This is a genomic window from Bradyrhizobium sp. CCGE-LA001 (assembly GCF_000296215.2).
Lineage (GTDB): Bacteria > Pseudomonadota > Alphaproteobacteria > Rhizobiales > Xanthobacteraceae > Bradyrhizobium.
On the sequence record NZ_CP013949.1, the window covers coordinates 4,301,868 to 4,318,786 of the forward strand.

The following is a 16,919-nucleotide window of genomic DNA, read 5'->3' on the forward strand; positions in this document are numbered from 1 at the left end:
GCCCGGCTATTGGCGGTACGCCTATTCCATCGGCGAGAAGGTGCGCTCCGGCCGAGTGCAAGGCAGATTGCCGCAGCTCGCCATCCGGCGCGTGAAAATGCGCATCGATCGTGACATGCGGACGGGCCCGGCGAACGATTGATGCGCAGCTGGCAAGAGTTTGCCCGTCGGCCGCAACAAGCAGCCCGGCTTGGCTAACGTCGATTAACCGGATTTTTCTGGGCCGGTTTACGCCGCTGCAAAAGCCGCCCGGCTACCGTCGGCGAGGTCCCAAGAAACATTCAGTGCAATGGCCAACAGCATCTGGACGATCGAACAATTCACCTGTGCGGGTTGCAGCATGAGCTACACCGCGACCAGGGAGGAACATGCCGATACGCATTCCGGCTGTTTCAAATGCAGCATCTGCAGCAGCGTGGTGCATAGCTGGTCCGGCGGGCATCACTTCTTCCGCTGGGAAGCGGTGAAGACGAGGCCGCCCGTGTTCGGACGGCGCTGGGCGGACGCGGGCTATTAGATCTCGCCGCCCATCGTGGCAGCCGGATCGCATCAGCGAGATCGTCCCTGTGCAAGAGTGGCCGCGCTGACGAGCCGCCCCACATGGTAGCACATGCTGAGACCCGCCCCGGCGCCGCAGCGTCGCGGGCGATTTTCGCGCGTCCCCGACGCGCCTGGGGCGTTGCAGCGGGTCAGGGACACGCTAAGTTCACACTTCTCTACCTTTCCTGCCTCAGTGAAGTCGATACGTGATGACCGCCCCCTTCGTTCCGCAGATCGCTCTCTACCGCACCTGGCTTGCCGAGAAGCGTGGCCTCACATTCTCGAGCTACGAGGACATGCGGCAGTGGTCGGTTCGCGATCTCGACGGCTTCTGGCGCAGCATCTGGGACTATTACGACCTGCAATCACCGACGCCATTCGCGACCGTAATCGCCGAGCGCAAGATGCCCGGTGCGGTGTGGTTTCCCGGTGCACAGGTCAATTATGCGCGGCAGGTGTTCCGCCATGTCGAGGCCGCCGATGCCGCAGGCCTGCCTGCGATCGTCAGCGCCGGTGAGGACGGCAGGCTGACGGAGACGAGCTGGCCCGAGCTGCGGCGCAAGGCCGCTGCACTCGCGCTGCATCTGAAGGACAAAGGCATCAAGCCCGGCGACCGTGTTGCGGCCTATCTGCCCAACATCCCCGAGACCATCATCGCATTCCTTGCAGCCGCCAGCATCGGCGCCGTCTGGAGCGTCTGCGCGCCCGATATGGCTGCACCGGCTGTGATCGACCGCTTCAAGCAGATCGAGCCGAAAGTGCTGATCGCCTGCGACGCCGTTCGCTATGCCGGCCGACACCACGACCGCAAGGATGTCGTTGCCGAGCTGCGGCGTTCGCTGCCTACGGTCGAGCACGTTATCCTGCACAGCGAGGTCGCCCCGCCCGCTGCTCCGGACGCCCTGCTCTCCGACGTCGTCGCCATGACGGGCGCTGCCATCGACGCCTTCGAGCCAACCTGGCTGCCATTCGATCACCCGCTCTGGATCGTTTATTCCAGCGGCACCACCGGCCTACCGAAGCCGATCGTCCACGGTCATGGCGGCATCGTCATCGTGGTACTGGCGCTGCTGGGCCTGCACAATGATATCGGCTGCTCCTATCACCAGAACTCGTTCGGCGAGCGCTATCACTGGTACTCTTCGACCGGCTGGATCATGTGGAATTCGCAGGTCGGTGGCCTGCTCGGCGGCACCACCTGCTGCATTTTCGACGGCAGCCCCGGCGGCACCAAGGACAATCCGGACTGGACCACATTGTGGCGTTTCGTCGCGCAATCGAAGGCGACCTTCTTCGGCGCGGGGGCGGCATTCTTCGCGAATTGCGCCAAGGCCGAGGTCGATCTGGCGGCCGCCGGCGATCTGACGCGACTGCGGTGTCTCGGCTCGACCGGCTCGCCGCTCAGCGCCGACACGCAGGGCTGGTTCAATGCGCGCTTTGCGACGTTGTCGGCGACCAACGGCAGCAAGGCGCAGGCGGACATCTGGTGGGCCAACATCTCCGGCGGCACCGACTTCGCCGGCGCCTTCATTGGCGGTAATCGCGAGCTGCCGCAGACACCCGGTGCGATGCAGTGCCGCCTGCTCGGCGCCGCAGTCGAGGCGTTCAATGACCAGGGTCGCGCCGTCACGGGCGAGGTCGGCGAGCTCGTCTGCACCGAGCCGATGCCGTCGATGCCGCTGTATTTCTGGAACGACAAGGACGGCGCGCGCTATCGGGCCAGCTATTTCGAGACCTATCCGGACAATTTCGACGACAGCGGTCGCGGGCCCGTGTGGCGGCACGGCGACTGGCTCAAGGTCAATGCGGACGGCTCCTGCGTCATCTATGGCCGCAGCGATGCGACGATCAACCGGCACGGCCTGCGCATGGGCACGAGCGAGCTCTATTCCGCGATCGAGGCTCTGCCGGAGGTGCTGGACTCCCTCGTTGTGGATCTCGAGTATCTCGGCCGCGACAGCTACATGCCGCTGTTCGTGGTGCTGCGCGACGGCGTCGCGCTCGACGATACGATGCAGGCCAAGATCAACAAGGCGATCGAGATCGGTCTATCCCGGCGTTTCCTGCCGAACGAAATTTTCGCCGTCGCCGAGATCCCGCGCACGCTCTCCGGCAAGAAGCAGGAGCTGCCTATTAAGAAGCTCCTGCTTGGCCAGGCGGTCGAAAAGGTCATCAACAAGGAGGCGATGGCCAATCCCGGCTGTCTCGGCTGGTATCTCGCCTTCGCGCGCGACTACCTGGCCAGAACGGCAGCGTGAAGCCGCGATCACCCGCCGCCGAAATTGGAGGGATCGAGATTCCTGTTTTCGGACGGCGGGATCGGCGGATAGCCGGGAAACTTGTACCAGCCGGGCGGAACGGCCACACGCGCGTCGGAATGGACCATGACGTGGTTCCGCGGACGTGCGTGATGCCTCGGCGCTGCCGCGGCCGACGCGCACGTTGACATCAGGAGAAGTAAAACCAGGACAGCACGCATCGCACGGTCTCCAGACGTCCCCGCCCATCATGTGGTTCACGGAACCGCCCGCACCATTCATCTTCGCGTCACAATCGCTCACATCGATGGGATCGCGCGGGTCCCCGACTTGGACCGGACGATCGACCCAATTGCGCCTATGGCGTTTGGACTCCGTTCACCGATCGCCGCTAGATCAGGACGAATCCTCCCGCGCCGAACATCAGGCCATGGCCGACCTCAACGCCGTCCTCACCAGGCTCAACGACCGTCTGCTGCGCCTCGAAGGCGAGCTGTTCGTGCTGCGCTCGCTGGCACGCGCCACGCTGACAGCGGGTGATGACCATGCGGCGCGCATGCGCAAGCTGGTCGAGGCCGCGAAAGTCGCGCTCGACGACGAGGCCAGGCGGCCGCTCGACAAGCCGACGCGCAAATATGTGGATGCGGCAACCGCGCTGGTGGAAGAGCTGCTGGTCGAGCCGACTCAGGCGCGGCCGTTGTTCACGGTCATCGACGGCGGCCGGCGCGACTGAGCGATCCGATCAACTAGCGCCCGTAGTATCCTCGCGGCTGCATGCCGTTGCGGTAGCATTGGCCGTCCGAATAATTGTACGCGAAACCGTCGGGGCAGAGCCCGCCACGACGTCCATAGGCTTGGGAACGCCCATAGGTGCCGGGGGCACGCGCGCCGTGCGGATAGCAGCTGCCATCCGAATAATTGTAGTCATACCCGTGCGGACAGAGGCCGCCGCCTGCATAGCCGCCACCTCCATAGCCCGGTCCGTAGCCCCTGTTGTAGACGCCTGGCGCATGAGCGTTGTTGGGATAGCAGCGGCCGTTCGAGTGGTTGTAATCATACCCATGAGGACATTGCCCGGTTGGACCACCCCTGAACTGAACCTGCTCCATCATCGGCTCCGGCGGTGCCGCGGGCACGTTTGCAAATGCAATCAAGCCAGCCAGCGCAAGCACGATCATGACCTCTCCTCCAAATGACCGGGACAAGCCTAGCAGGATTCGTGTCCCACGAAACGACCTGCCGATTGAGCCCCGGCCGCGCTGAACCTTACATGAACCAGGATCGAAATGCGGCGATGCGTCGTACCGCAGGAGGTCGCAAGTGCCGGATCCCGCTACAAGGTCGTGGATTGCTCCGCCTTCAGTCTGCCGAGGCCTGCCTCGATGATCGCGATCTCCTCGTCGATCTTGCCGATGGGCAGACTGAAATCATAGCCCGACCTGCTCTTCAGATCGACCGCGAGCCGCTGTCTGTGCATCATCAGCTCGTCGAGGCCGCGCCGGTTCTTCAGCCGGACATAAATGTCGACGATCTGCTCAATCGCGCTCGGCATGAAATCGGTCCCGGCGAAAAAGCCCGCGCGACGCACCCACGCCGGCGGGACATTTTCGGTGTCGCGGTACGCAATACAAATCCGCGACGGATTCGTCGATACGCCAAGCTGGTTGAGAACATGTTACCGCGGGGTGATTTCGTCATGGCGACATGAAAAAGCCGCTGGCAACCATGCCAGCGGCCAAGCCGGGTTCGAAAACGGATGCGGGTTGAAATGTCGCCAGCCCCGGTCCGTCATTCTTACGGCAGAGCGAGCATCTCTTCTGTCTAGAAAGAAACACAGGAACCGAGGCACGCATCACTTGCCGGCTCGACCGTGGCCAGTCCGCGACGCTGGTCATGCGCACATGCAGCGCCGGGCCGAGCCGCCAGCCGCGGAATTCGTCCGGCGGCTGGTGCATTGTTGATAACCCACCCAAACGCGGCGCGGATGGTGACAGGGCGTCCGGACGTGTTATCGGGAGATGACGCAACTGCGAGACAGATCGGACACCCATGCGCATTACCCTGGTCGGCTCCCGACATTTCGGCGTGACCACCCTGAACATGCTCCGGGAGCACAGCGTCACGATCGTTCGGGTCGTGGTGGCGGATGCCGACGATCGTCTCGCCGCGGCCGCCAAGGCGGCCGGCATCGAGGTGGTGGTCCAGGCCAATCCGAAGCTGGTGGTGGCCTCCGAGATCGCGCCCGATACTGACCTGATCATCACGGCGCACAGCCACGCCCGGATCGGCAAGGACGCGCTCGCCGCGGCCAAGCTGGGTGGAATCGGCTATCATCCCTCGCTATTGCCGCGCCATCGCGGCAAGGCAGCCGTGGAATGGACCATCAAGGAAGGCGACCCGATCGCCGGCGGCACGATCTACCACCTCGCCGACCGCATGGACGCAGGCGCCATCGCCGCCCAGGACTGGTGCTTCGTCAGGAAGGGCGAGACGGCGCGGGAGCTCTGGGAGCGCGCGCTGGCGCCCCTCGGCCTCAAGCTGCTGGCCGACGTGATCGACTACGCCAAAGTCCACAAGGCGCTTCCGGCCAAGGTTCAGGACGAGCAGTTCGCAACCTCGGCCCCGAGTCTCTCGTGATGTTTTACCCTTAACGTGAAGTCGCATTGATTCTGCTTCAAAAATCGGAGGCAAAAACCCAAATAAACCATTGCTCCCACAGGAACAATTTTCGGTTTGGCGTCGCAACAAATTTCCGTCACATTTCGTCCGAATAAGCGACAGCATATCAGACAGATTCAAGGACGGAATTCATGCGTTTTGGTCGCATTGCGGTGCTCTGTGCCGCCTCAGTTTTCTCCGCCACCCTAGCGTCTCCCGCCTTTGCCCAGAGCCCCTATGACGGCAATTGGCAGGTCACGATCGTGACCAAGAGCGGCTCCTGCGAGCCGACCGCAAGCTCCATGCTGACGGTTGCCGACGGCAAGATCTCCGCGCCGGGCGCTAACGTTTCCGGCACCATCGGCAGCGGGGGACTTGTGAAAGTTTCGATCAATGGTGCATATGCCAACGGTCAACTCAACGGCAACGCCGGATCGGGGAAGTGGAATGGAGCATCTGCAGGCATACCGTGCAGCGGGCGGTGGGAAGCATCGCGCCAATAAACCAATTGAGGCTCGCGCCAAAGGCCGGCGGCTGCTGATCGCGGCCGCCGTTTTGTTTGCGGCGGGTCTCGCCAACACGGAAAGCAACGCCCAGTCCGGCCCGTTTGCCTCGCTCGCGGGCAGCTGGAGCGGCAGCGGCACCGTCACACTGGACGACGGCTCGACCGAACGCATCCGCTGCCGGGCCAAGTACGCCCCGATCGGACCGACCATGGAGATGTCGCTGACCTGCGCCAGCGATGCCTACAAGTTCAACCTCGGCGCCAATGTCAGGGCTGAGGGCGGCGCCATCGCCGGCAGCTGGTCCGAAGCCAGCCGCAACATCTCCGGCTCGCTCCAGGGCCGCGGCGCCGGCGGCAATTACGAGCTGGTTGCCTCCACCGCCGGCTTTAACGCCAACATCTCGCTGAAGACGAGCGGCAACAAGCAGAACGTCTCGATGCGCGCGGACAGCCAGTTCCGCGGCGCCAACATCTCGCTGTCGAAGTAAGACGACAGCGCCGTGACCCAACGATCGACCCGGCGTCCGCGCCGGGTCGATTTTTTATGCGTTCGGCACAAACGCTGTGACCTCGATCTCGACCTTGGCCCGCTCGTCTACCAGGCCACCGATGTAAAGCAGCGTCGAGGGCGGGAAATTGCGCCCCAGCGTCTCCTTCCAGGCCGCGCCGATGCCCGGGCCCGCGGCCTCATATTCGCTGCGGCTGGTCAGGTACCAGGTCAAACGAACGATGTGCTCGGGGCCCGCGCCGGCCTCCGCCAAGAGCTTGATGATCCGCTTCAGCGCGGTCGCAACCTGTGCCGCCATGTCGGGCGCGTAGTTGCCGGTCTCATCGCCGCCGGTCTGCCCGGCGAGAACCACCCAGCGGCCGGGCCCCTGGACCACGACGCCGTGGGAAAAGCCGCGCGGTTTCTTCCATTCGGCCGGTTGCAAGATTTGCATGAGCGAAGCTCTCCCTTGTCTTGTTGTTCAATGCTGCCTTAGCACGTCCTCCTGCATCGCTGCATCCGCAGATTTGGCCGTTGCAAACGGCAGCGATGTCGCCGATACCGGCCTCCCCTCAGGCACGATTTTCCGCACCCACACTCATGACTGCGACACCGTCCAAAACGATGGCTGCACTGTGGATGGCGGGCTGGCTGGCGCTGATGCTGGTCATGGCGGTCGCCGGGCGCGAGACCACGCGTGAGCTGAGCGTTTTCCAGATCATGGAAGTCCGATCGGTGATCGGGTTCTTCCTGCTTCTGCCATTCATTTTCCGCGCCGGCGGCTTCAAGGCGGTCGCGACCCAACGCCTGCCCCAGCACCTCGCGCGCAATGGTGTCCATTATTTCGCACAGCTCGGCTGGTTCTACGCGCTGACGCTGATCGGGATCGGCCAGGTCGTCGCGATCGAATTCACCATGCCGATCTGGACGGCGCTGCTGGCGGCAACATTCCTGTCCGAGCGCATGACGGTCTGGAAGATCGCCGCGGTCGTGCTCGGCGTCATCGGCGTTGTCATGATCGTGCGGCCCGCCACCGGCGAGATCAATCCGGGTCAGTTGATCGCGCTGGGAGCTGCGATTGGCTTCAGCATCTCCATGATATTGGCGAAGTCGCTGACCCGAACCGAGAGCGCCTTGTCGATCCTGTTCTGGATGATCATCGTCCAGATGGTCGTCGGCCTGCTGCCGACACTCTATGTCTGGACTTGGCCATCGGCCCACATGTGGGGTTGGCTCTTCGTCATCGGGGTCTGCGGCACGTTCTCGCACTATTGCCTTGCCAGCGCGCTCCGGTATGCCGATGCGACCATCGTGGTTCCCATGGACTTCCTGCGGGTTCCACTCACGGCGACGGCCGGCTGGCTGCTGTATTCCGAGCGCCTCGACGCCTGGACCGTGCTCGGCGCGGCGCTAATCCTCTGCGGCAATCTTCTAAATCTGAAACCGGCGTCCGTGGTTCCCGCTCGCGCACAGTGAACCTGCCGCCGCCTCACGCGACAAAACAAAGTAGCCGTGTGATTTGGATCACGTTGGGGAAGCTGCCCATCGTGCACATTCGGCCACACAGCAGCGGTTTGGATGCGACATACTGCCGTTTTGGTGGCACGAAGTCGGGCACTTCGTGTAGGTTCGTTTTCAATTCGTTGCTGCCTGCAATTCGATTCTGTTGGGGATCTCAGATGCGCTATCTCACCCTCCTCGCTTCGCTGATGTGCATGGCTCTGTCGGTCAGTGCCGCGAAGGCCGACCGCCGCGTCGCTTTCGTCGTTGGCAACGGCAACTACAAGAACGTCGCGCAATTGCCGAACCCGCCGATCGACGCCAAGGCGATGGCGGCGACGCTGCGCAATGTCGGCTTCGAGGTAATCGAGGGATCCAATCTCAGCCGCGACCAGATGACGGAGAAGCTGCTCGACTTCGGCCGCAAGGCGCAGGGTTCCGACATCGCGCTGTTCTACTATGCCGGGCACGGCATCGCCGTCAGCGGCACAAACTATTTGCTGCCGGTCGACGCCGACATCAAATCGGAGATGGACGTCAAGCTGGGCGCCGCCATCAACATCGACCTGACGCTCGAGCAGACCATGGGCGATGCCAAGGTCAAGCTGGTCTTCCTCGACGCCTGCCGCGACAATCCGTTTGCCGCCAAGATCAAGTCGAATGCCGCCACCCGCAGCGTCAACGTGCAGAGCGGCCTTGCCGAGATGAAGTCCGGTGAAGGCACGCTGATCGCGTTCGCCACCGGCCCCGGCCAGACCGCGCTCGACGGCCAGGAGGGCAACAACAGCCCGTTCACCCGCGCGCTGATCGACAACATCACCAGGCCGGGCGTCGAGATCCAGCAGGCGATGACGTCGGTGCGCGCCCAGGTCAACGAAGAGACCCGCAAGGGCCAGCTGCCCTGGGGCCATACCAACCTGACTGGCAGCGTCTACCTCAATCAGGCGCCGACCACCCAGGTCGCCACCGCGGCGCCGACCGCGACCGGCATCCTGCCAGCCGCAGCCGGCAGCTCGGACGGTGTCGAGCTCGAGTACTGGCGCTCGGTGAAGGAATCCAACAAGCCGGAGGAGCTCAACGCCTATCTCACGGCCTATCCGAACGGTCAGTTCAAGGCGCTGGCGCTGGCCCGTCTCGCGGCGATCAAGAGCGGCCCCTCGACCGCGACCCGCACGCTGAACGCCGGCGTCGATCCCGCGACCTTTACCGACGAGTCCACCCAGGTCACCGAGGATCAGATCGGCCTCGACAAGAACAAGCGCCGCGATGTGCAGCGTCGACTGACAGCGCTCGGCTTCGACACCAAGCTGACCGGCGTGTTCGACGACGAGACGCGATCCGTGCTCAAGCGCTGGCAGACAGCGCGCGGCTATCCTACATCGGGCTACCTGAACAAGCTCCAGCACAAAGCCCTGCTCTCGGAGATCGTGGCTGCCCCGGCGACGGCGAGCGACACCAGCCAGAAGCCAGCCAAGCGCGCGGCCAGCGCCCCGGCCCAGAGCAGCGCGCCGGCACCAGCGCAGCATCGCAGCAATCCCGGCGATGCTGCCGGTGCGGCCTTCGTCGGCGGCGTCGTCGGCGGCATGATGGGCGGCATGTTCCGCCGCTGAGGCGCCAAGCACTCTCAAGACAAAGCCCGGCTCGCGCCGGGCTTTTTCTTTGCGGACGCTGATCGCGCGGCGCCTACTTCCCCGCGGCCTTCCGCAGTGCCTCGTTGATGCGGTCCTGCCAGCCCGGCCCGCCCTCCTGGAAGAACGCCAACACGTCCTGGTCGATGCGCAGCGTGACCTGCTCCTTGATACCAGGAACGGCGTTTTGCTTGGGCGGCGCCGCAGCGACCTTGGCCGTCACCTTCTTGAACGCCGCCTCGGCTTCCGTCCTGGCATCGCCAAGTGTCCGCGGCCGTCTCGGTTGATCCGCCATGCGCTAGATTCCCTCAAACAGAGCCGTCGAAAGATACCGCTCGGAGAAGGACGGCACGATCGCGAGGATGGTTTTCCCGGAAGCTTCCGGACGCTTGCCGATCTCGAGCGCGGCCGCGATCGCAGCGCCCGATGAGATGCCGCCCGGAATGCCTTCATGCCGCGCCAGCGCGCGCGAGGTCTCGATCGCCGTCATCGAGTTGACCTTCACGATCTCGTCAATCACAGAGCGGTCGAGAATGTCAGGCACGAAGCCGGCGCCGATGCCCTGGATCTTGTGCGGGGTGTGCTGGCCGCCCGAGAGCACCGGGCTCTCCTCCGGCTCGACCGCCACCACCCGCAAGGACGGCTTGCGCGGCTTCAACACCTGGCCGACGCCGGTGATGGTGCCTCCGGTGCCGACACCGGCAACGAAGACATCGATGTTGCCGGCCGTATCGTTCCAGATCTCCTCCGCCGTGGTGCGGCGATGCACCTCGGGATTGGCGAGGTTCTTGAACTGCTGCGGCATCACCGAGTTCGGCGTCGTCTTCAACAATTCTTCTGCGACTGCGATGGCGCCCTTCATGCCCTGGGCTGCCGGCGTCAACACGAGCTCCGCGCCGAGAAAGGCCAGCATCTTGCGCCGCTCGATCGACATCGATTCCGGCATCACCAGCTTGAGGCGGTAGCCGCGCGAGGCCGCGACGAAGGCGAGCGCGATACCGGTATTGCCGGAGGTCGGCTCGATCAGCACGGTGTCCGGCTTGATGATGCCGGCCTTCTCCATGGCGATGATCATGGCCGCACCGATGCGGTCCTTCACGCTCGCGGCCGGATTGAAATATTCCAGTTTTGCCAAAATCGTCGCGTTCACGCCGTGCATGGCGGGCAGCCGGCGCAAGCGCACGATCGGCGTGTTGCCGAAGGTGTCGACGATCGAGTCATAGATCCGGCCGCGGCCGGGTTGGTGCGCTGCACCCGTTTTCGCAGCCTTCTCCAACGATGCGTCCATGATGAGCTCCCTGTGGCAACAATGCGCTTCTGTCGTGGCCCTACGCAGTTACGGACAGCTCGCGGCGACACGCAAGCGGCAATGCGGCACATGTTAAATACGCTGCATCGCAAAATCACGTGAGCTGCAAATATCAGAAAACCAACGCATTTGTGTTGCGACCTCGTCAACCTCTTCTGCTTATGTTAGACTTACGTCTTAAAGCAGGGAGGTCACCACGATGTCAGCAGTTGCTGAAGTGATGTCGACCGTCGCGCTGAACCGCGATCCGCGTTGCAGCGAGTTGCCCACCTGTCCGGTCTGCGCCGACTCGATGGTCGCCGCCGAAGCATCCGCCTACGTCTCGGACCACATGATCAGCTATCTCTGGACCTGCGACAATTGCGGGTACGGCTTCGTGACCAAGCACGCTGTCAAGACGCGTTTCGTATGCAACTGATCTCTGCAAGCTAGCGCGGGGCGATATCGCCCCTCGCCCAGTCCTCGCGCGTACGCTGGTAGAACTCCTCGAACTTGCCCTGTGCGATCGCGTCCCGGATGCCCTGCATCAGGGACTGATAGTAAGCGACGTTGATCTCGGACAGCAGCATCGCCCCCAGTGTCTCGCCCGCCTTGACGAGATGATGCAAATAGGCGCGCGCGCAGCTGCGCGTCGACGGCCATGAGCTCTCCTCGTCGAGCGGTCGCGGATCGTCGGCGTGGCGCGCATTGCGCAGATTGACCTGGCCGAAGCGCGTGAAGGCAACGCCATGCCGGCCATTGCGGGTCGGCATCACGCAATCGAACATGTCGACGCCGCGCTTCACCGCCTCGAGGATGTCATCGGGCGTGCCGACACCCATGAGGTAACGCGGCCGCTGTTTCGGAAGCAACGGTGCGGTCTCGTCGATCATCGCCAGCATCACCGCCTGCGGCTCGCCGACGGCGAGGCCGCCGATCGCATAGCCGTGGAAGCCGATCTCGACCAGGCCTTGCGCGCTTGCATGGCGAAGCTGCGGCACGTCGCCGCCCTGGACGATGCCGAACAGCATGTAGCCCTCGGACGCGCTCGCGAAGGCGCGCTTGCTGCGCTCGGCCCAGCGGAGCGATAATTGCATCGCGCGCTCGATGTCGGCGCGCTCGGCGGGCAGCCGCACGCATTCGTCCATCTGCATGGCGATGTCGGAGCCGAGGAGGCGCTGCACCTCGATCGAGCGCTCCGGCGACAGCTCGACCTTGGCGCCGTCGATATGCGAACGGAAGGTGACGGCGTGCTCGCTGACCTTGCGCAAGTCCGCCAGCGACATCACCTGGAAACCGCCGGAATCCGTCAGCATCGGCCCGTTCCACCCCGTGAATGTCTGCAAGCCGCCAAGCGCCGCGATCCGCTCGGCGCCGGGGCGCAGCATCAGATGATAGGTGTTGCCGAGCACGATGTCGGCGCCGGCGTCACGCACCTCGCGCCAGTGCATGCCCTTCATGGCACCCGCGGTGCCGACCGGCATGAAGGCCGGCGTCCGCACCACGCCGTGCGGCGTGGTCAGGCGTCCGGTGCGCGCGGCGCCATCGGTGGCGAGCAACTCAAAGTGATTGGGAAGGTCATCGTCGGGATTCATGGCGGTGCTTATTGCGTGTCGGACGAGGCCGATCAACCCGCTCGGGACCATGCCACGGCCCGCCAATGGCTCAGACTGGGACACAATCGGGCCTATGTCGGCGCCTGCCGCCCTTGTTAAACAAAACGATACAGTGTAGTTTTATCCTGGGGCTGGACGAGAATGCCGCGGCAGAATTGCCGGCGGCGGTAAAAGCGTGATCGCCAGCCATCGACGATGCCCCTCCCTTCACGATCGACCGAAATGTCCAGCCACCCGCACGGCTGGATCAGGCGGACAGGCGCCCGCCTGAGCGGCGTCCTGGCCCTGGTATGCAGCCTGGCGCTCGGCGCCTGCACGTCCCTGCCCCGCACGCCCTATACGGCCGCGGAAGCCAGCACATCGCGCGTGCTCGATATCGATGGCCTCAGGCGCTACGCCGACGAGCCCGTCACGAAGTTCAGCTTCGAGAAGGACAACAGCACGGCGACGAAGTCGTATCTGGCGCTGTCGGGCGGCGGTGCCGATGGCGCTTACGGCGTCGGCGTGCTCAACGGCTGGACGGCGGCCAGAACCCGTCCGACCTTCTCTGTCGTCTCGGGCGTGAGCACCGGCGGCCTGATCGCGCCTTTTGCCTTCCTCGGCTCGCAATATGACGACACGCTGAGGGAGGTCTACACCAGCGGCATCGCAGAGAGCCTTTTGAACGATCCCAGCATCATGCGCGTGCTGTTCGGATCTGGCCTGTTCGGCAATACGAGGCTGCGCGAGCTCGTCGCCCGCTATGTCGGGCCCGAGATCATGGCGCAGGTCGCGCGCGAGAATGCCAGGGGACGCCGGCTGCTGATCGTGACGACCGATCTCGACACCCAGCGCACAGCGATCTGGGACATGGGCAAGATCGCCGCGGTCGGAACGCCCGAAGCGCTGAAACTGTTTCGCGACGTGATGGCGGCCTCCGCCAGCATTCCGCTGGTGTTTCCGCCGATCATGATCGACGCCGAAGGCCAGGGCCGGCGCTTCCAGGAAATGCATGTCGACGGTGGCGTGACGGCACCGGTGCTGACGCTGCCGGATGCCCTGCTGTTCCAGGGCAGCCGCCTGCCCGGCAGCGCGAAGCTGGACATCTACATCCTCGTCAACAAGAAGATCGAACGCGATTTCGAGCTGGTCTCCAACAGCACCATCGACGTCGCCTCGCGCAGCCTGTCTGCGATCACCCAGTCGCAGACGCGCTCGATCATCTTTTCGACTTATGATTTTGCCAGACGTAACCGCCTCGGCTTCCATCTCTCCTACATCGCACGCGACTATCCGGCGGCGCCCTCGGAAGGGTTCGACACCGCCTATATGCGGGCGCTGTATCAGTACGGATACGACAAGGCCGCCGCCGGCCAAGCCTGGACCTCGTCGCTTCCGTGATCCCCTCGTGAGGGAACGAGGCCATACCGAAACCGTTGACGATACGGCCAATTCGGCCAGATTCGCGATGACGCCTCCGCTCCTGCGCGATATAGAGCGAATGACCGATATCACGACCGCGCAGGAATCATTGGGCATGGGATTGACTGCGACCAAGACCAGACCGGCAGCGCCGCGGCGCGAGGTGACGAAATCACGCGGTGGCCGGCCTACGAAGTCAGCCGCCATCGAGCGCGACCAGCGGCTGATCGAGGTCGCCACCCGCCTGTTCCTGGATCGCGGCTTCGACGCGACCTCGCTTGATGCGGTCGCGGAAGCGGCCCGGGTCAGCAAGCCCACCGTCTATTCCCGCTACGGCAACAAGCGCGGGCTGTTTGCGGCCGTTCTGAGGCGCGAGATCGCGCGCTGGCTTGCGCCGCTCTCCGCGGCGGCGGAGACACAGCTCTCGAGCGGCTCGAACATCCCGGTCGAGCAGCGGCTGATCGAGATCGGGCGCGAGATGCTCACATTCACCTGCGGCCCCGACGCCGTCGCCTTCAGCCGCATGATGACGTCACAGGCCATCAACTTTCCTGACGTCGCCAAGCTCGGCAAGGAGGAGGGCTGGCTCAAGGCCGTCGCCACCACGGCGCGCTTCTTCGACCACCTCGTGGCGCAAGGCGCGCTCGATGTCGAAGACACCACCATTGCCGCCGAGGTGTTTCTCGACGTCGTCGTCGGTCACACCCACCGCATGGCCACGTTTGGAACGGCGCTGGAGATGAAGGCCGCGGAGAAGCGCATGCGGGCGGCGATCAAGCTATTCCTGGCTGGCGCGCTGGGGCCTGCCGACCGCGTCCAGAACTCCGCCAAGGGCACGCAGCGGTGCTCGTCCCGCTGACAATTCCGTGAGCGCGCGACCTTATCCTCCGGGGGCCATGGCTGCGCCATTGACCGAAATAAAACGATACGGTATGGTTTTGTTATAACAGCACTGACCGCTTTTTCACCAGCCCCAAAGAGGTTCGTGCTGTTTCGAACGCCGCGGCGGGCACAACCTGCTACGACGCTCCGCGGCCGGCCTTTGCCCAAGGTCGGCCGCGAATTCTTTACGATCATCCGGCACATTTGCTGGCGGAAGGTTCGAGCATGAAGGCACGACGACATCCCTGGACGTTTCTTGCCGCCACCCTGTCGGCCGTGCTCATCGCAGCGCCGGCGCAGGCGATCGTCTCGGCCGGAAGCACACCCACCGCCCTTCACAGCGAGACAGATGGCAACGCCGAGGCCGATCGCCAAGCGGTGAGCCGCGAGGTCGAGCGCTTCCGGAGCTCGTCGATCTCGATCAGCCAGGCCATGGCGATTGCCGAAGGCCGACACGCCGGCGCCACGACGGCGGATGTGAGTTTCGACGGAGGCTCGGGTGTCCCGGTCTACCGCGTGAAGACCCTGCACAACGACCGGATCTGGCGCCACACCATCAATGCTTCGACCGGAGAGCTCGTCGGCGGTGAAGCCGCCCTCCCCCTCGCCGAACTCGACCACGACGATCGCAGCAATCTCGCAGCGCTCGGCGCGATCAGGCACCGCCTTGCCGATGCCGTGCGCGTCGCCGAACGCGCGGCCTCGGGCAAGGCGATCAGCGGCGGACTGGTGCGCGAACGCGGCCGGCTCAATTTCGCGATCGTCGTGATCAGCGGCGACGACCTCAAGGAGGTCATCCTGGAGCCGCCGGGCGCCAGGACGAAATAGCGACTGCCAAATAGCGGCGGGCTCGGCCCGGGCGAAAAGCCATTGACGGGGGCAAGACTCTCCCGCATAAGTCGCCGCCATGTTCACGACTACCAAACGCACGACCAAAACCACCACGGCCCCAGGGGCCCGGGGAGGCGTGCGCGCGTAGGTCGTCGACTTAAACGCATCAGCTCTACGGCAAGCCCCGCCCTCGATGGTCCGGGGCTTTTTTGTTGTTTGAATTCTCAATTCAATGGAGGACAAAGTGAGTAACGATCCCGTCGTCGCGATTGTCGGCGTCACCGGTGCAGTGGGCGCCGAATTCATCGCCACCATGGACAAGCGCGGCTTCCGCGTCGGCAAGCTTAAGGCGCTGGCCAGCGCCCGCTCGGCCGGCAAGACGGTGTCGTTCCGCGGCCAGGACGTCGTCATCGAAGAGCTGACCGAGCGCGCCTTCGAGGGCGTCGACATCGCCCTGTTCTCGGCCGGCGGCAGCATCTCGAAGAAGTTCGCACCCATCGCGGTCAAGGCCGGCGCCGTCGTGGTCGATAATTCCTCCGCCTTCCGCATGGATCCGAACGTGCCGCTGGTGATCCCCGAGATCAACGCGCACCGCATCCGGGATCACAAGGGTATCATCGCCAACCCGAACTGCGCCGCTATCACCGCCTTGGTGCCGCTGTGGCCGATCCACCAAAAGAACTGCATTAAGCGCGTGATCATCTCGACCTATCAGGCGGCGAGCGGCGCCGGGGCCGCGGCGATGGAGGAGCTGGTCGAATCCACCCGCGCCAATCTCGACGGGCAGGTCTATACGCCCAAGGTGATGCCGCACCCCTACGCTTTCAATCTTTTCAATCACAACACGGCCGTCGACCCCGAGACCGGCTACAACGACGAAGAGACCAAGGTCATCAAGGAGACCCGCAAGATCTTCGAGGACGAGAAGATCGCCATCGGCGTCACCTGCGTGCGCGTGCCTGTGCTGCGCGCCCATTGCGAGGCCATCACCTTCGAATGCGAGAAGCCGATCAACGAGGACCAGGTCCGCGCCATCATGGCGCAGGCGCCGGGCGTGAAGGTGGTCGACGACCGCGCCAGGAACTACTTCCCGATGCCGATCGACGCCTCGGGCCAGGACGACGTCCTGGTCGGCCGCATCCGCACGGATCTCAGCGATCCGTCCGGACACTCGATCTCGATGTTCGTGGCGGCTGATCAGCTCTTGAAGGGCGCAGCGCTCAACGCGGTGCAGATCGCCGAGCTCCTGCCGCAGCGCGTGATGGCGTAACCGGTGCCGTAGGAGCCCGTGTAGTAGGGTGGATTAGCCGTAGGCGTAATCCACC

The 16,919-nt window shown here is 64.2% G+C and carries 19 protein-coding genes; 13 read left to right on the forward strand and 6 right to left on the reverse strand.

The features are described from left to right. Positions 1 to 289 precede the first annotated feature (289 nt). From BCCGELA001_RS19855 to BCCGELA001_RS19870, 3 genes are all read left to right on the forward strand, one after another. Positions 290 to 517 carry a hypothetical protein gene (locus BCCGELA001_RS19855; RefSeq protein ID WP_008563863.1) on the forward strand — a complete coding sequence of 76 codons (228 nt, stop codon included), beginning with the start codon at positions 290 to 292 and terminating at the stop codon, positions 515 to 517. Positions 518 to 749: 232 nt separating this feature from the next. Continuing rightward, positions 750 to 2,798: an acetoacetate--CoA ligase gene (locus BCCGELA001_RS19860; protein ID WP_008563864.1), complete on the forward strand. Its 2,049-nt coding sequence runs from the start codon at positions 750 to 752 to the stop codon at positions 2,796 to 2,798. Between the two features lie 430 nt (positions 2,799 to 3,228). Beyond that, positions 3,229 to 3,531 carry a hypothetical protein gene (locus tag BCCGELA001_RS19870; RefSeq protein WP_008563866.1) on the forward strand — a complete coding sequence of 101 codons (303 nt, stop codon included), beginning with the start codon at positions 3,229 to 3,231 and terminating at the stop codon, positions 3,529 to 3,531. A 13-nt stretch (positions 3,532 to 3,544) separates the two neighbouring features. Here BCCGELA001_RS19870 and BCCGELA001_RS19875 read toward each other — a convergent pair whose 3' ends face one another. Next, positions 3,545 to 3,976 carry a hypothetical protein gene (locus BCCGELA001_RS19875; protein WP_008563867.1) on the reverse strand — a complete coding sequence of 144 codons (432 nt, stop codon included), beginning with the start codon at positions 3,974 to 3,976 and terminating at the stop codon, positions 3,545 to 3,547. A 155-nt stretch (positions 3,977 to 4,131) separates the two neighbouring features. Further along, positions 4,132 to 4,350: a hypothetical protein gene (locus BCCGELA001_RS19880; protein WP_060737739.1), complete on the reverse strand. Its 219-nt coding sequence runs from the start codon at positions 4,348 to 4,350 to the stop codon at positions 4,132 to 4,134. A gap of 497 nt (positions 4,351 to 4,847) precedes the next feature. On the opposite strand from BCCGELA001_RS19880, the gene BCCGELA001_RS19885 reads away from it, so the two are divergent. The 3 genes from BCCGELA001_RS19885 to BCCGELA001_RS19890 all read left to right on the forward strand — a co-directional run bounded on the left by BCCGELA001_RS19885 (position 4,848) and on the right by BCCGELA001_RS19890 (position 6,449). Next, on the forward strand, positions 4,848 to 5,435 hold the full coding sequence (locus BCCGELA001_RS19885) for a formyltransferase family protein (RefSeq protein WP_008563869.1): 588 nt from the start codon (positions 4,848 to 4,850) through the stop codon (positions 5,433 to 5,435). A gap of 173 nt (positions 5,436 to 5,608) precedes the next feature. Further along, positions 5,609 to 5,959 carry a hypothetical protein gene (locus tag BCCGELA001_RS36055; RefSeq protein ID WP_083543367.1) on the forward strand — a complete coding sequence of 117 codons (351 nt, stop codon included), beginning with the start codon at positions 5,609 to 5,611 and terminating at the stop codon, positions 5,957 to 5,959. Continuing rightward, entirely contained in the window at positions 5,904 to 6,449 is a 546-nt protein-coding gene (locus BCCGELA001_RS19890; RefSeq protein ID WP_060736119.1) for a hypothetical protein, read from the forward strand. Before BCCGELA001_RS36055 ends, BCCGELA001_RS19890 begins: the two co-directional genes overlap by 56 nt. 54 nt (positions 6,450 to 6,503) lie before the next feature. On the opposite strand, the gene BCCGELA001_RS19895 is transcribed toward BCCGELA001_RS19890, so the two are convergent. Beyond that, positions 6,504 to 6,902, reverse strand: coding sequence for a RidA family protein (locus BCCGELA001_RS19895; RefSeq protein WP_008569699.1), 399 nt, complete (start codon positions 6,900 to 6,902; stop codon positions 6,504 to 6,506). Positions 6,903 to 7,048: 146 nt separating this feature from the next. Here BCCGELA001_RS19895 and BCCGELA001_RS19900 point away from each other — a divergent pair, with 146 nt between their 5' ends. After that, positions 7,049 to 7,924, forward strand: coding sequence for a DMT family transporter (locus tag BCCGELA001_RS19900; protein WP_060736120.1), 876 nt, complete (start codon positions 7,049 to 7,051; stop codon positions 7,922 to 7,924). 203 nt (positions 7,925 to 8,127) lie between these two features. Further along, the gene (locus tag BCCGELA001_RS19905; RefSeq protein ID WP_060736121.1) at positions 8,128 to 9,558 is read left to right on the forward strand and encodes a caspase family protein; all 1,431 of its coding nucleotides are present in this window, start codon (positions 8,128 to 8,130) and stop codon (positions 9,556 to 9,558) included. A gap of 73 nt (positions 9,559 to 9,631) precedes the next feature. Here the strand turns inward: BCCGELA001_RS19905 and BCCGELA001_RS19910 are convergent, their stop codons facing one another. Continuing rightward, the gene (locus BCCGELA001_RS19910; RefSeq protein ID WP_008563889.1) at positions 9,632 to 9,871 is read right to left on the reverse strand and encodes a BrnA antitoxin family protein; all 240 of its coding nucleotides are present in this window, start codon (positions 9,869 to 9,871) and stop codon (positions 9,632 to 9,634) included. A 3-nt stretch (positions 9,872 to 9,874) separates the two neighbouring features. Then, entirely contained in the window at positions 9,875 to 10,864 is a 990-nt protein-coding gene (gene cysK, locus BCCGELA001_RS19915; protein WP_060736122.1) for a cysteine synthase A, read from the reverse strand. Positions 10,865 to 11,084: 220 nt separating this feature from the next. Between cysK and BCCGELA001_RS19920 the strand changes: the two genes are divergently transcribed. Further along, entirely contained in the window at positions 11,085 to 11,303 is a 219-nt protein-coding gene (locus tag BCCGELA001_RS19920) for a hypothetical protein (protein ID WP_008563902.1), read from the forward strand. Between the two features lie 10 nt (positions 11,304 to 11,313). Here BCCGELA001_RS19920 and tgt read toward each other — a convergent pair whose 3' ends face one another. Beyond that, positions 11,314 to 12,459 carry a tRNA guanosine(34) transglycosylase Tgt gene (tgt, locus tag BCCGELA001_RS19925; protein WP_060736123.1) on the reverse strand — a complete coding sequence of 382 codons (1,146 nt, stop codon included), beginning with the start codon at positions 12,457 to 12,459 and terminating at the stop codon, positions 11,314 to 11,316. A gap of 243 nt (positions 12,460 to 12,702) precedes the next feature. Here tgt and BCCGELA001_RS19930 point away from each other — a divergent pair, with 243 nt between their 5' ends. From BCCGELA001_RS19930 to BCCGELA001_RS19945, 4 genes are all read left to right on the forward strand, one after another. Further along, positions 12,703 to 13,860 (forward strand): patatin-like phospholipase family protein, encoded by a 1,158-nt coding sequence (locus BCCGELA001_RS19930; RefSeq protein WP_083543368.1) that lies wholly within the window; start codon positions 12,703 to 12,705, stop codon positions 13,858 to 13,860. 136 nt (positions 13,861 to 13,996) lie between these two features. Beyond that, a complete protein-coding gene (locus BCCGELA001_RS19935; protein WP_060737740.1) occupies positions 13,997 to 14,740 on the forward strand; it encodes a TetR/AcrR family transcriptional regulator in 744 nt (247 codons plus the stop codon). A 248-nt stretch (positions 14,741 to 14,988) separates the two neighbouring features. Continuing rightward, positions 14,989 to 15,591, forward strand: coding sequence for a PepSY domain-containing protein (locus BCCGELA001_RS19940; RefSeq protein WP_008563917.1), 603 nt, complete (start codon positions 14,989 to 14,991; stop codon positions 15,589 to 15,591). Between the two features lie 235 nt (positions 15,592 to 15,826). After that, on the forward strand, positions 15,827 to 16,864 hold the full coding sequence (locus BCCGELA001_RS19945; RefSeq protein WP_008563919.1) for an aspartate-semialdehyde dehydrogenase: 1,038 nt from the start codon (positions 15,827 to 15,829) through the stop codon (positions 16,862 to 16,864). Positions 16,865 to 16,919 lie beyond the last annotated feature (55 nt).